The 12790-nt window shown below is 54.2% G+C and carries 14 protein-coding genes; 12 read left to right on the top strand and 2 right to left on the bottom strand.

The annotated features are described in order from the left end of the window. The first annotated feature begins 2 nt into the window (after positions 1 to 2). The 4 genes from MRBLSP13_RS15945 to MRBLSP13_RS15930 all read left to right on the top strand — a co-directional run bounded on the left by MRBLSP13_RS15945 (position 3) and on the right by MRBLSP13_RS15930 (position 5036). Positions 3 to 1673 (top strand): terminase large subunit, encoded by a 1671-nt coding sequence (locus MRBLSP13_RS15945; protein ID WP_363755524.1) that lies wholly within the window; start codon positions 3 to 5, stop codon positions 1671 to 1673. A gap of 59 nt (positions 1674 to 1732) precedes the next feature. After that, positions 1733 to 3007 carry a phage portal protein gene (locus MRBLSP13_RS15940; protein ID WP_363755522.1) on the top strand — a complete coding sequence of 425 codons (1275 nt, stop codon included), beginning with the start codon at positions 1733 to 1735 and terminating at the stop codon, positions 3005 to 3007. Then, positions 2991 to 3680: an HK97 family phage prohead protease gene (locus MRBLSP13_RS15935; protein WP_363755520.1), complete on the top strand. Its 690-nt coding sequence runs from the start codon at positions 2991 to 2993 to the stop codon at positions 3678 to 3680. Before MRBLSP13_RS15940 ends, MRBLSP13_RS15935 begins: the two co-directional genes overlap by 17 nt. A 129-nt stretch (positions 3681 to 3809) precedes the next feature. Next, positions 3810 to 5036 carry a phage major capsid protein gene (locus tag MRBLSP13_RS15930; RefSeq protein WP_363755518.1) on the top strand — a complete coding sequence of 409 codons (1227 nt, stop codon included), beginning with the start codon at positions 3810 to 3812 and terminating at the stop codon, positions 5034 to 5036. A 176-nt stretch (positions 5037 to 5212) separates the two neighbouring features. Here MRBLSP13_RS15930 and MRBLSP13_RS15925 read toward each other — a convergent pair whose 3' ends face one another. Then, positions 5213 to 5707, bottom strand: a complete 495-nt coding sequence (locus tag MRBLSP13_RS15925) for a hypothetical protein (protein WP_133652942.1) — start codon at positions 5705 to 5707, stop codon at positions 5213 to 5215. A gap of 140 nt (positions 5708 to 5847) precedes the next feature. On the opposite strand from MRBLSP13_RS15925, the gene MRBLSP13_RS15920 reads away from it, so the two are divergent. From MRBLSP13_RS15920 to MRBLSP13_RS15885, 8 genes are all read left to right on the top strand, one after another. Next, positions 5848 to 6384: a head-tail connector protein gene (locus tag MRBLSP13_RS15920; RefSeq protein ID WP_363755516.1), complete on the top strand. Its 537-nt coding sequence runs from the start codon at positions 5848 to 5850 to the stop codon at positions 6382 to 6384. Further along, positions 6381 to 6701 carry a phage head closure protein gene (locus tag MRBLSP13_RS15915; protein WP_363755514.1) on the top strand — a complete coding sequence of 107 codons (321 nt, stop codon included), beginning with the start codon at positions 6381 to 6383 and terminating at the stop codon, positions 6699 to 6701. Before MRBLSP13_RS15920 ends, MRBLSP13_RS15915 begins: the two co-directional genes overlap by 4 nt. Before the next feature lie 26 nt (positions 6702 to 6727). Then, positions 6728 to 7192 carry an HK97-gp10 family putative phage morphogenesis protein gene (locus tag MRBLSP13_RS15910; protein ID WP_363755512.1) on the top strand — a complete coding sequence of 155 codons (465 nt, stop codon included), beginning with the start codon at positions 6728 to 6730 and terminating at the stop codon, positions 7190 to 7192. Positions 7193 to 7194: 2 nt separating this feature from the next. Then, positions 7195 to 7560 carry a tail completion protein gp17 gene (gene gp17 / locus MRBLSP13_RS15905; RefSeq protein ID WP_363755510.1) on the top strand — a complete coding sequence of 122 codons (366 nt, stop codon included), beginning with the start codon at positions 7195 to 7197 and terminating at the stop codon, positions 7558 to 7560. 83 nt (positions 7561 to 7643) lie between these two features. Further along, on the top strand, positions 7644 to 8054 hold the full coding sequence (locus tag MRBLSP13_RS15900) for a phage tail tube protein (protein WP_363755508.1): 411 nt from the start codon (positions 7644 to 7646) through the stop codon (positions 8052 to 8054). Continuing rightward, complete coding sequence (locus tag MRBLSP13_RS15895) at positions 8054 to 8452, top strand: hypothetical protein (RefSeq protein ID WP_363755506.1); 399 nt, start codon at positions 8054 to 8056, stop codon at positions 8450 to 8452. Before MRBLSP13_RS15900 ends, MRBLSP13_RS15895 begins: the two co-directional genes overlap by 1 nt. After that, a complete protein-coding gene (locus MRBLSP13_RS15890; protein ID WP_363755504.1) occupies positions 8452 to 8793 on the top strand; it encodes a phage tail assembly protein T in 342 nt (113 codons plus the stop codon). Before MRBLSP13_RS15895 ends, MRBLSP13_RS15890 begins: the two co-directional genes overlap by 1 nt. A gap of 36 nt (positions 8794 to 8829) precedes the next feature. Further along, positions 8830 to 11187, top strand: a complete 2358-nt coding sequence (locus MRBLSP13_RS15885) for a hypothetical protein (RefSeq protein WP_363755502.1) — start codon at positions 8830 to 8832, stop codon at positions 11185 to 11187. A gap of 8 nt (positions 11188 to 11195) precedes the next feature. Here MRBLSP13_RS15885 and MRBLSP13_RS15880 read toward each other — a convergent pair whose 3' ends face one another. Then, positions 11196 to 12767: an AAA family ATPase gene (locus MRBLSP13_RS15880; RefSeq protein WP_363755500.1), complete on the bottom strand. Its 1572-nt coding sequence runs from the start codon at positions 12765 to 12767 to the stop codon at positions 11196 to 11198. Between the last annotated feature and the right edge of the window lie 23 nt (positions 12768 to 12790).

Raw genomic sequence — 12790 nt, 5'->3', positions numbered from 1 at the left:
CGATGTGGTTGGAGGGCGACGGCCATTTCACGCGCATCGCTATTAGCTATGCCGAGGGCGTAACCGCTGGCACGATTCTCGCCTGTCAGCAGATTACCCAATCCTGCCAACTTTTCCTCAACGACATCGACGGCGACGAATGGGAGTTCAAGCCCAAGGCCATCGAACGCGTCTGCAAGTTCATCGAACTGCTGCCGCACAGCAAGGGCCAGTGGGCCAGCAAGCGCGAGACGATCCGGCTGGAGCCGTGGCAAGTGTGGGTGCTGGCGGGGATCTTCGGCTTCGTTGATCCCACTACCCAGTATCGCAAGGTCACGGAAGCCCTGCTGCTCATCCCGCGCAAGAACGGGAAGTCCACATTCGCGGCGGGCATCGCCACTTACATGGCCTTTCTCGATAATGAGGCAGGCGCGGAAGTCTGGATCGGCGCGAATAGCAAAGATCAGGCAGACGCCTGTTTTGAGCCTGCTCGCCAGATGGTGCTGCGCTCTCCACAATTTATGGAGGCCGCTGGCATCGAGGTTCATGCCAAGTCGGTGTTCAGCCCCGGCACTGGCTCCTTCATCCGGTCGATGATCGGCAAGCCCGGCGACGGCTCCAACCCGCATTGCGCGATCTTGGATGAGGCGCACGAGAATGACAGCAGCGAACAATATGACACGATGAAAACGGGCATGGGTTCGCGTACCCAGCCCTTGCTCCTGACGATCACGACGGCGGGCTTCAATGTCGCCGGCCCCTGTCGCCAGCTACAGGTCGATGCCGAACTCGTCCTGGCGGGCATCGTCAGCAACCCCAGCCTCTTCACGGCGATCTTCACCATCGACAAGGAGGATGACTGGACGGATTTCGAGGTCTGGAAGAAGGCCAACCCCAATTTCGGCGTCAGCATTCAGGAGAATTATCTCCGCAACCAATATGAGGACGCCCTCAACAAACCGGCCAAAAAGGCCGCGCTACTCACCAAGCACCTCAATGTTTGGGAAAACAGCACAAGCGGCTGGCTGGACATGCGCGCATGGTCGGCATGTCGATCCGACAAGACGCTGGCCGATCTAGCGGGCCTGCCTGCCTTCGCGGCCTATGACGTATCGACGCAGACGGACATTTCCGCGCTGGTCCTGTGCGTGATGGACGGTGTGACGCCCTATTTCTTCCCCTTCTTCTTCCTGCCCGAAGGTGCGGTTCAGGGCAGCAAGAATGCCGACGCCTATCGTGGCTGGTCGAGCAGCGGCCATATCGTCCTGACACCCGGCAATGCGACGGACTTTTCCAGCATCAAGGAGCAGTTCGCAAAGCTGGTGAGCCAATTCCACATCAAAGGCGTGGCCTATGACCCATGGCAGGGCCATCAGTTCGCGCAAGAGATACAGGATCAATACCCCAACATCGACGTCCGAAAGTTCGCGCAGAACATCGGCAACTATAATCCGGTCATGTTGGAGTTCGAGGCGCTGGTTGCGGACAACAAGCTACGCCACTCCGATAATCCTTGCATGAACTGGATGGCTGGCAATGTCAGCATCCGGGCGAACTCAGCCAATCACCTGTTCCCCAACAAGCCCGATAAGCAGCACCACCTAAAGATCGACGGCATAGTCGCGGCACTCATGGCTTACGCGATGAAGATGAATGAACCTGAGTTAGTCACTCCAGGCATCGACTGGCTCTGATCCCACGAACTGCCCTCCGCATAAATATCCAGAACAAAGGAGACGGGCAGAAAACATACATGTCAAAGCTATTAGACTTTCTTACCGGTGGACTTGAGTTCAAGTCACTTTCGCCAATCAGGCGCAGAACATTAGACGAGATTGGCCGCGCCATCGAAGCCGGGCAAGCAGGCAGGTTACTTGATCCGGCTGACAGCAACGCACTTTATTCAACTGCTGTCCTCTGTATCGTTCGCGTCATTGCAGACGGCATCGCGCAAGTTCCCTTCCGGCTGCAAAAGAGCGGTACAGGCCGCCGTGGTGAAGATGCCACGGACCACCCGGTATATGAACTTCTCCGCCATGAACCGAACGAATGGCAGACCTCTTATGAGTTCCGCGAACAGTTCGCCATCCATGCTGGCCTGACCGGCAACGCATATATCTTCATCAACCGTGATGGGCGTGGGGTGCCGCAAGAGCTTTACGCCTTTCTGCCCAACTCGGTCACGACTGTCCAAAACGACGACATGTCGATCAGCTACCGCGTCGCCACCGAAAAGGGCGCGTATATCGACGTTCCCGCGTCGGACATGTGGCATATCAAAGGCCCAAGCTGGGACGGCGTTGTCGGCCTGAATGCTACCAAGCTGGCGCGTGAAGCGATTGGCCTTGCACTGGCATCAGAGCAATTCGGCGCAAACCTTTTCAAGAATGGTGCGCGACCAAGCGGTGTCCTGACTTCTCCCACGAACCTGACCGCCGATCAGAAAGCCGCGCTCAAAAAGGCATGGCAGGATCAATACAGCGGCGTCGGCAACGCCCACAAGACCGCCCTCATTGAAGGCGGCATCACCTTTCAGTCCATCGCGTCCACTGCGAACGAAGCGCAGTGGGTCGAAAGCCGCAAGTTCCAGATTGAAGAACTTTGCCGCGCCTTTCGTGTGCTGCCCATCATGGTCATGCAGTCGGGGGCCACTTCCTACAATTCGGTCGAGCAGCTTCTACTTGCTCACCTCACCCATACATTGATGCCTTGGTATGAGCGCATTGAACAGTCAGCGCGCAAAGCTCTCCTGACAAAGGAAGAGAAGAAGGCCGGATATTATATCAAGCTGGACAGTCGCGCGCTCATGGAAGCGTCCACGACTGATCGCATGGCCTACTACAATGCCGGTCGAACCCAAGGCTGGCTCACCACAAATGAAATCCGCGAGAAGGAAGACCTTCCTCGCAGCGATGATCCGATGGCCGACAAGCTGATGCCAGCAGCAAATCTGTTCGGGCAGCAGGCAACCGAAACTTCCGAAACCAACATGGAGAAGCAGGACGAGAACAATGGCAACGCAGATTGAGAAGAAGACTGTAATTGGCTTGGAGTGCAAACTAGCTGTTGAAGCTGTCGAGACCGACACCGACACAATGACATTCAGCGGCTATGGCTCTGTGTTCGGCAATGTCGATAGCTATGGCGACATCATCGAGAAAGGCGCGTTCAAGGCCAGCATAGAAAGGCACTTGGACGCTGGCACCATGCCGATGATGTTTCTTAATCATCGCATCTACGACAGCCTGCCGATCGGTTCGTGGACTGCTGTTGAGGAAGATGACTACGGCCTCAAAGTGACCGGCGAACTGCTCGACACCAGCGATGGCTTAGATACCTACAAGGCACTGAAGAAAGGCCTGATCAAAGGTCTGTCGATTGGCTTCTACCCCGTCGTCTGGGAAATGGCGTCCAAGTCGGATGAATATCGCCGCACAATCACGGAAGTCGATCTTGTTGAAGTCAGCGTGGTCAACATGCCTGCCAACGGCAGCGCGCTTATCGCTGATGTGAAGTCCAACATCGATGAGATGAATATTCGCGATCTTGAACGTCTGCTGCGTGATCGCGGCCTAAGCCGCAAAGAAGCCGAGACTGTAGCAAGCCAGTTTGAGAGCAAGAAGTATCTTGCTGAGCAGGAACAGAAGCGCGCCGAAATGAACGCTTTGAATGAGCGTCTGAACAAGCTGCTCGGCAAGTAAGAACCGACAGTCAACCAATAAATAGAGGGAGAGCAAGAGCAACTTGCTCAAGTGAGCCGCTACAGGGGCGATCCTGTCAATAGGTCACATAACAATAAAAACAATCCTATTAACAGGAGAGAACATAATATGTCAGATGAAACTGATAAGACCGATGCTGTCGTGAGTGCATTTGAGGAGTTCAAGTCTACTTACGACGCAAAGCTGGAAGAGACCGGTCAAGCAATCACCACTCTCACCGACGCGGTCAACAACCTGACCGCCGCTGTTTCCAATGTTGAGGAAACCGTTGATACCGTCGCGGAAGAACAGAAGAGCATTTCTGTTAAGTCGGGCCGCATTGGCGCTCCTGCGATCATCACCAAGAGCAATTGGGGCCTTGAACTTCGCAACTATGTTGCAACCGGCCTCAACACCCGTGCCGTAACCACGCAGACCGGCGCAAACGCAGGCGTAATCGGCGCTGCTGGTGGCTATCTCGTTCCCGAAGAGTTCGATAAAAACCTTATCACTCTTGCTCAGGACGTTGCGCCCCTACTTGCAGAGGTGGACGTTCAATCGACCAGCACCCCGGATGTGAAAATCCACGTTGATCTGGGCGGCACTGGCTCTAGCTGGGTTGATGAAACCGGCACCAACGGCCTCTATGATCCAACCAACACGCCATCGTTCGCGGAAGTCTCGGTTCCTTTCGGCACCCTGTTTGCGAAGCCGCTGATCTCCCACTACGCGCTGAACGACGCCTATTTCGACGTTGAAGCGCTGGTGACTGACCGCGTTGCGACCAAGTTCGCAAAGGAAGTCGCTTCCTCGATCATCAACGGCACCGGCGTCAATCAGCCAAAGGGCCTGCTTACCCACACGACCGCAGCTACCGCAGACAGCGTTCGTGCTTTCGGCACCATCCAGTATATCGCTTCGGGTCAGGCTGCTGCTCTGCCGGCAGCTAACACCTACGCGAACAAATATATCGACATGGTGACGGCTCTGAACCCAATCTACCGCGCAAACGCCAAGTGGTATGCTCCACGCTCGGTCGTCGGTGAACTTCGCAAGGTTCAGGACGCGAACGGCAATTACATGTGGCAGCAGTCACTTGTGCTGGGCCAACCTTCTTCGTTCCTCGGTTTCCCTGTCGTGGAAGTAGAGGATATTCCGGGTGTGGCAGCAGGCTCGCTCAGCCTGATCTTTGGCGATCTCAAGCAGGCTTACCGCGTATATGATCTGGTCGGCACCACCATGCTGCGCGACCCATACAGCTATGACGCCTACATTGCATTGAAGACCTCCAAGCGTTTCGGCGGCACTGGTGCGAACACCGAGGCGGTCAAGGTCATGAAGATCGCCGCTTCGTAAGCGATCAGCGAGACGAACTCGCAAACTGAAAAGCCCGGTCAGCAATGGCCGGGCTTTCCCATGGGGTTCGCTGGCCGTGCGATACGGAAAAAGCGGTAATTCAGCAGGCGACCAAGCCGGTCATTCGTTGCGCTCTGCATAACGTCCAAAGCGGACGCTCACGAAAGACACCTGATTTACGGACGATGCCCCTGGGGAAGCGGGGCCAAAATGAACGCCAGCACCTTATAACCACGCGGATGGCTTTGTTCTGAAACGAGAAGATACCTCTTCTCTTTTGGCGCGGTCCAAGCCCGCACCCGTGCGCCGTCCGGCCCTGTGCTAGTCGGGCTTTTTACTGCGCCGGGATGCCGAGACGCCCATTGATCGACCAACGCTATCCCTTGGGCAAATGTCATTGCAGGCGAGGCTTGAACCGTGCAGACTCGGGGTGCATCGGACACCATCACAATAACATCCCCCTTAATGAGGGCGGGATAATTTCCGACTTTATCGCCCTTGAAGCCGTCAGCTTTAGCCATTTCAGTTATCTTACTGGCAGCTGCGCCGGAGACGAGGGGTTCACAGTATCGAGTTAGGGCGGCCGAAGCGTCGATGTTTGTAGCAGCGGAAACTGGATAGGTAGTCACGCCTGCCAGACACAGCGCCGATGTCTTCCAAATTCGGTTCATGACGGCTCCAATTGATAGATTTCCTTCACGCATAATGCTGCGGGGCTAAAGATGCATTAAAGCCGACAGTCAGCTTTCCACCCGCCTTCGCCATTCCTCACCCCAACGCTGCCAACATAAATATCGGGGAGGTATCCCCGATGCAAAACACAATAAGCCGCGATCCCGATTATCTTGCCATCACCGTCGATGAAGCCAAACAATGGTGCCGGATCGACACGGACGATGACGATACCCTCATTGCGGGCCTGATCGCTACAGCTACCAGCGCGGCAGAAAGCTACACGGGCCGCACTATCGTTCCCGCGACCGTCGAATTCTCCTTCGATGAGGGCGACAAGCGATACCTGATCCCCACCGCACCCGTCATCGCTATTAGCGATGTCGAGCTGATGGACCCAGAGGGCGTCAAAGAAGCCCTGCCGATCCCTGACCGCTATTGGGTGCTATTGCGGGACAGCGGGGCTGTGCTGACGCTCGCAGGGGGAATGAGGGGCTGTCGCACGCTCGTCGTTACGTGTGACGCCGGATACGCAACCCCTGACGAGATCCCCACACCGATTAAACAAGCGATCGCTGTCCATGTTGGCTCCTTCTACGCCAATCGTGAGGGCCAGGACGCGGCAGCAGCCACATTCCAGAACTTGCTCAACCCGTTCCGGGTCGGTGTTCTGTGAAGGCAGGCGATTTAAAGCAGCGCATCACGTTCCTGAGCAGCACCACGACCACGAATGACATTGGCGAGGTGGTTGAGGACGCTCCAACTGAGGTCGCAACGGTCTGGGCCGCCAAATATCAGCTGACCGTCAAGGACATCACTCGCGCTGCCGGTCAGTCCGCGCAGGCAGAGGTAAAGTTCCTCATTCGCTACCGTGCCGACATCACAACAAAGATGATCGTCCAGCACAAAGGCGTCACTTACGCGATTACTGGCCTTGAAGAATATGAGGCCGGTCAGGGCTTGTTCGTGATGGTCCGTAGCATGACCGCATAAGCATCTAGATAAAGAGAACATAAAAGATGGCTGACAGACTACGCATTGAAATGAGGGGATGGGACGAACTCAAGAGGGGTTTGGAACAACTCGGCCCAGAACTAGCTACTAGGGCTGGCAAGTCCGCGATCCGTGCTGGCGCTAAGGCCCTTTCGGAAGAAGTGAAAGCGGCAACGCCGGTTGGCGATGAAGATACTTCGCGCAGCTACCGCACGAAAAGTGGAGAGAGCGTCACCGTCGATTACGGCCACATGCGCGATAACATAAAAGTTAAAATGGGTCGCCCCAAGAAGGCGTTCAATGTCGTGGCCATTGTTACGTTCGGCTCTGCGTTCTGGGCACGCTTCCTTGAATATGGCACTGTGAAGATGGCTGCGAAGCCATTTGCCAAGCCAGCGTTCGACAATGCGTCGATCATTGTTCTTGAGAAAATCAAAACTTCGCTAGGCGCATCCATGGATCGCCTCGCAAAGAAGTATGGGAGGCGCTGAGCATGGATAGTGCTTTCTACGCCGCTCTCAGCGCACAGACAGGAACTGTGAAGCTCTATCCGGTTCTCGCCCCTGATGATGCCGTCGCTCCGTTCGCTATTTACCAGCGCACCAGCACCCAGCGCGGGGTCGCACTTGATGGCTTAATCGGATTGGCTTCTGCGTCATATCGCATCGATGTTTACGCAACCTCTCTCAAGGCAGCACAGCAGATCGCCGACGATGTTGTGACCGGCTTTGCTGCTTATAGCGCAGCACCAATCAACTTTATCAGGATCGATAATGAGTTCGACGCTTCGGACCTATCCGGTGATCCCAAGTTGTTCAGAATGATTGTTGAAGTGACGGCTCACTTCACCGCCGACTAAGAGAACGGCCGAAGTCTCCAGAAAATAAATAGTTGGAAGCAAGCCCTGAGAGGCGAGCTACCAACTTTGGAGGCTAAAACATAATGACAACCGCCGTAGAAACTCAGGGCACTGTCCTATCCATTGAAACCGCCACTGGCGTTTTCACCCCTGTCGCTAAGATCACCGACTTCTCCGCATTCAGCGGCTCGGCATCGGTCATCGATACAACCAACCTCGACAGCACTGCTAAAGAAAAGCTGATGGGCTTGCAGGATTTCGGTCAGGTATCCATCAACTTCCTTGTCATCCCAAATGATGCCGGACAGGTCGCGCTTGAAGCAGCCAAGGCTTCGCGCTCCCTCAAGAATTTCAAGCTACAGTTGAATGATACCGACAACACAACCTACGCTTTTTCCGGCTTCGTTATCAGCAAGCCACTGAACGGCGGTGTCGACGCAGCAGTCACCGGCTCGGCCACTATCGAAATCTCCGGCGACGTAACGGTGAGCTAATGGCAAAGCTGGCTACAAAATCGTTCTTGCTATCGCAAAAGCCACGTTCGACCGAACTGTTCATCCCAGAGTGGAATGCAACAATTCGCTTGGAGGCGTTCAATGTCGAACGTCGCGTGGCTTTCGTGACGACCCTTCAAGACAATGCCAAAGCGGTTCAGGTTCACAACGATGATCCGAAAGCCAACCCATATGTCGAACCTCTTGACGAAGCGATGGTCGGTATCGTGTTCAGTGTGGTGGATGGCAAGGGCAATCTCATGTTCTCCCTTGACGATATTCCAGCACTAAAGAAGCTACCATACCAGCAAATCCAGAACATTTATCTGCATATGCTGTCCATGTCGCTTTCAGGCGGAAATATGCCGCAGCAGGTCGAGGCCGAAAAAAAAGATTGATGGATAACCCGGAGAGGCTGTTTATCTGCCGACTAGCTTTGGCACTTGGCAAAAGCCTCTCCGAAGTCGCAGCCATGCCGTTGCCAGAGTTCACAACATGGGCCGCCTATTATGAGCTTGAGCCATGGGGCTGTCCAGTCGAGGACGAGCGTTCCAGAAACCAGCTCACGCTGTTCTACTCCGCTTATCGAGCTTCGTCCGATACTCCGATCCCTACATTCTATGACAGATGGAAGTTGGAAGAGAAGTCCGAACCAGAACCGGAAAGCAATCTGCACAACAAGATCAAGGGCTACTTCAAGGCATATGCGGAACGCCAGAACAAGAAGCGCCCTGCCTAGCCAATAAATACTCCGTAAGTCCTACGGAGTATTTTTATGTCACAGTTCGGCAGTCTCTACGCCAGCCTTTCGCTTGAGAGCGCATCATTCTTGAGCGGCATGAAGAAGGCCGCCGATGAAAGCACCAAGACATCGCGCATCATTCAAGGCTCGATGGACAAGGCCAGCATTGCGGTCAAAGGTTTAGCTGCTGCCGTGGGCATAGATATGCTTGTTGGCCTTACGCAGAAGGCGCTCGATTTCAGCGATGCCATTGCGGATATGTCAGATCGAACGGGCGTCTCGACTAAGATGATCCAAGAGTTCCGTTATGCTGCCCAGATGGCGGGTTCGGATTTCGAGACAGCAGATGCTGGCTTGGAAAAGTTCTCTAAGACCGTAGGTGACGCAGCGAATGGCAATGAAGCAGCGATCAAGAAGCTGAACGAATACGGCGTCACCACTCTTGAGGTCGATAAGGCGGTTAAGCAAGCCGCCGACAGCATCAAGAAGATGGATAATCCGACCAAGCAGATGTCTGCCACGATGGACCTGTTTGGCAAAAAGGCCGGCACGTTGACGCAGACACTTGCTGGCGGCTCCGAAGGTCTGGAACTCCAAGCAAGGGCTGCTCGTGATCTCGGTATCGTGCTGGAAGACGGCATTATCCGCAATGCGGGTCAGGCGAACGATCAGCTTGATACCATGAAGATGATCCTCAGCGCGCAAATGGCAGCGAATATCTCGGCTAATGCTGGCGCAATCGCGGGATTTGCCAGCGGTATTTCGAGCGTGACATCGGCACTCATGAAGTTTTGGGCACAGAACCCCAGGACTGCAATGGGTATCATGGGCGCGATTGCCGGTGGTTTGGCCTCCGGTCCATGGGGTGCCGCCGCTGGTGCTGCTGGTGGTGTCTATCTTGGTGGCAAGATGGATCAGGCCATGCAGGACGGCAACATGGACCTGCGCTTTCGTCAGCAGAAAATGCACGAAGCGAGGCGGAAATACTATGATGCGAAGGCAGCGGGCAACATCGCGGATGGTGGACCGCTCGGCACTATTAGATATGACACTCAGGGCTTGTTGAAAGAATGGCAGCGCCAAGTTGGCCTGCTCAATAAGGCAGTTACCGCCTCCAAAGCTGGTAACGCCGGTCAGGGCACTGCGCTTCCTACCCCAACTCCAAAGCCTACTCCCGCTAAGTCCGGACCATCGGCGGCAGAACTAGCGCAGAAGGAAGCTGATCGCCTAGCTGCATATCAGGCTGATGTTGCCCGCGCCAATGTCGATCTGGCCCGCGCTTCTTACATTGACCACGGGGACTACGCGCAAGGATATGCGTTGGAGCGCGAAGCTATCGACAAGGAATTGGCGCAGCGCAAGCAGGAAATCCTCAATGATGTAAAGACGCAGCAGAACACCAGCGGCAAATACACTGAGGAAGAGGCAAACAGCCTCATTCAGCTACAGGAGAAGATCGCTCTCGCGGAGAAGAGTCAGATTAACAACGAGGAAGCTGTCCGCATTGAAGCTGAACTGCTCAAGAGCAAGGAAGCCGAACTATCTGATCAACTCGACATGCTGGGCATAGTTGGCGAAATGTCTAAGACAGCCCGCCAGCGCCGCGAGGTCGAACTTCGCACGCTCGAACTGCAAAAGAAGCGCGAAAAGCTGGAACTTGAAGCCGTTCTGTCAGCAACCAGCACGGCTTCGCCGGAAGAACGCGCAACAGCGCAGCGCAGGCTTGACGGTTTGGATGCCAAATATGGCGCGCTCTCGGACAATGCGATCAAGAACACGATGGGGCCGCTGGAAAGCTATCTCGACAGCTTGCCCGGTAGCGCAGCAGAGGTTCAGGAAGCCCTAGAAGCCATCGGCACAGAGGGGCTTCAATCGATCAGCAGCGGCTTGGCCGACGCAATCGTGAACGCGAAGAATTTTGGTGATGTGTTCCTAGAGGTCGGGAAAAAGATCCTCGCCACCATCGCGGAAATCATCATCCAGCAGGCGTTCATTAAGCCCATTGGCGGCCTGCTCAGCGGCGCGCTATCGGGCATCGGTATCGGCGGTGGCGGTGCTGGCAGCGATATTGTGATGGGCGGGGCCTACAACAATTACATGGGCGCTCATGCGAACGGTGGCCTTGTGTCATCGTCAGGTTGGAAGCTCGTCGGTGAGCGCGGCCCTGAACTGGCCTATCTCAACGGCGGGTCGAAAGTGATCTCACACAATGTTCTCTCGAACATCAGCGGAAACGCTGGAGGGATGACGATCAATGTCGATGCCCGCGAGAGCCAGAATGAAGCCCGCACTCAGGAACTCGTGATGAATGGTATCATTCAAGCCCTACCAATGATCAAGAAGCAAGCCAACAGCTACACAATGGATCAATTTGGTAGAGCCCGACTTTGATCACAATTCTAACGTATCATTGGACCAAAAATAGGCATGAAATCGGCGCGAAACTGATTCCACCCCGCATGAGCAAAGATGCCGCAAAGAGCTTCGCGCACTGCCTCTTCGGTGCGCTGAGTGCGCTGTTCGAGGTATGTAATTAGCTCATCTTTAATATCTTTAGCAGCATTGCGGAGTCGACTTCCTTCCAACGTAGCGTCATACTTCCGAACGATGTCAGCTATCCGTAGCTGATTGTCCCCGCATCGGTGCCGTAAGCTTTGCTCAAAAGCTGTCAAATTCCCCGCTATGTACCCGATCAAGCCGACTTCTGGAGTAAAAGGAAGGAATTTGATATCTTGTTCTAGTCGCTGAAACTTCGCCAGTTGACCGTGGTTATCATTCTGTCTCCAGTTGACAAGCGTCTCACTCGAAGCATCCTCATCCAACACTGCTTTCTGAAGCACTCGGTCGGGCAGCACCGAACGATTGCGTTCAAGAAAAGATACAACTTCTTTAAATCCACCGACCGGAACGACCTTCGTTGTCGGACGCTCTGTGGGATCGGCAAATCTCTCGTCAGAGAACTTTTCGAAAAACGCCGTTAAGACATCACGTGCAAAGACATCTTCTACATACAACATTATGTCGGGGAGAGTTTCTTCATCAGCGGCAATGTTGCCAATCGCATATGTTGGAAAACAACCGATAATCGGCTTCGTCTCGCCATCATCTTGTTTTTCTAGATAAATTATGCGCTGGCGCTCTATCGTTTTCAGCAACGTCACTGAATGAGTAGAAAATATTACCGTAAGCGACTTTTCACGAGCTTGCGCTTCAAGATATCGAAGCAGTTTCACCTGCGCTCTCGGATGAAGCGCCATTTCCAATTCATCGACGATTATCATACTGTTGTTGTTTACCTGCTTCAGCAAGCGCAACAGTTTCAGTACGCATAACTCTCCGAGGCTAAAGTGCTTTTCAGAGTGATAAGTTGTCGGATTTCCATCTAAAGCAAGAACGAAAGCATCGTTTCCAACTCCCCGGCTCAGATTGATTGTTCGGAGCATTGAAAACTTGTTCGTCTCAAATATCTCATTAGCCGCTTGGATGATTGTGCGGTCCGCAGCCCTGATGTGCCGGGTTTCGAAATCCTCTGGCCTTGGAGTTATTCGTTCGGCAGTTGCGCCGATGTATGTCACAGACGCATAACCAAACCTCTGGAATAGATGAGAGTTGGTCCTCGGCCTTGGCGTCCAGCGCTCGCCTCGATAGGCATACTCAACGGTGTCCCCGTTAATTTCATATGTCACTGAGCCTTCCGAATGATTATCCAGCCGGTCTGACCTAAGTGACGAAGCGAAGTGAACCGGGAATGCGTTAGGATGCCCAATTCTTCGAAGGCACGCTAACAACGAAGTTTTTCCTGCCCCGTTCCCTGCCGTAAGCAACCAAACGCCGCGATCAGGTATGTCGAAGCGCAGCTTCTTGATGTTACGGAGATTGCTGATTTCAACAGTGCCAGCCATTTGATCGTTGAAGCCTGTGTTGGATAGAGGACAGGGGCTCATAGCCAGTCCTTCATGATCTTTCAACATTCCACCTCACCTCCCCCACTAAA

It is taken from the genome of Sphingobium sp. LSP13-1-1.1, assembly GCF_040676415.1.
Taxonomy (GTDB): Bacteria; Pseudomonadota; Alphaproteobacteria; order Sphingomonadales; family Sphingomonadaceae; genus Sphingobium.
This window is presented reverse-complemented; position numbering and strand designations above follow the sequence as displayed.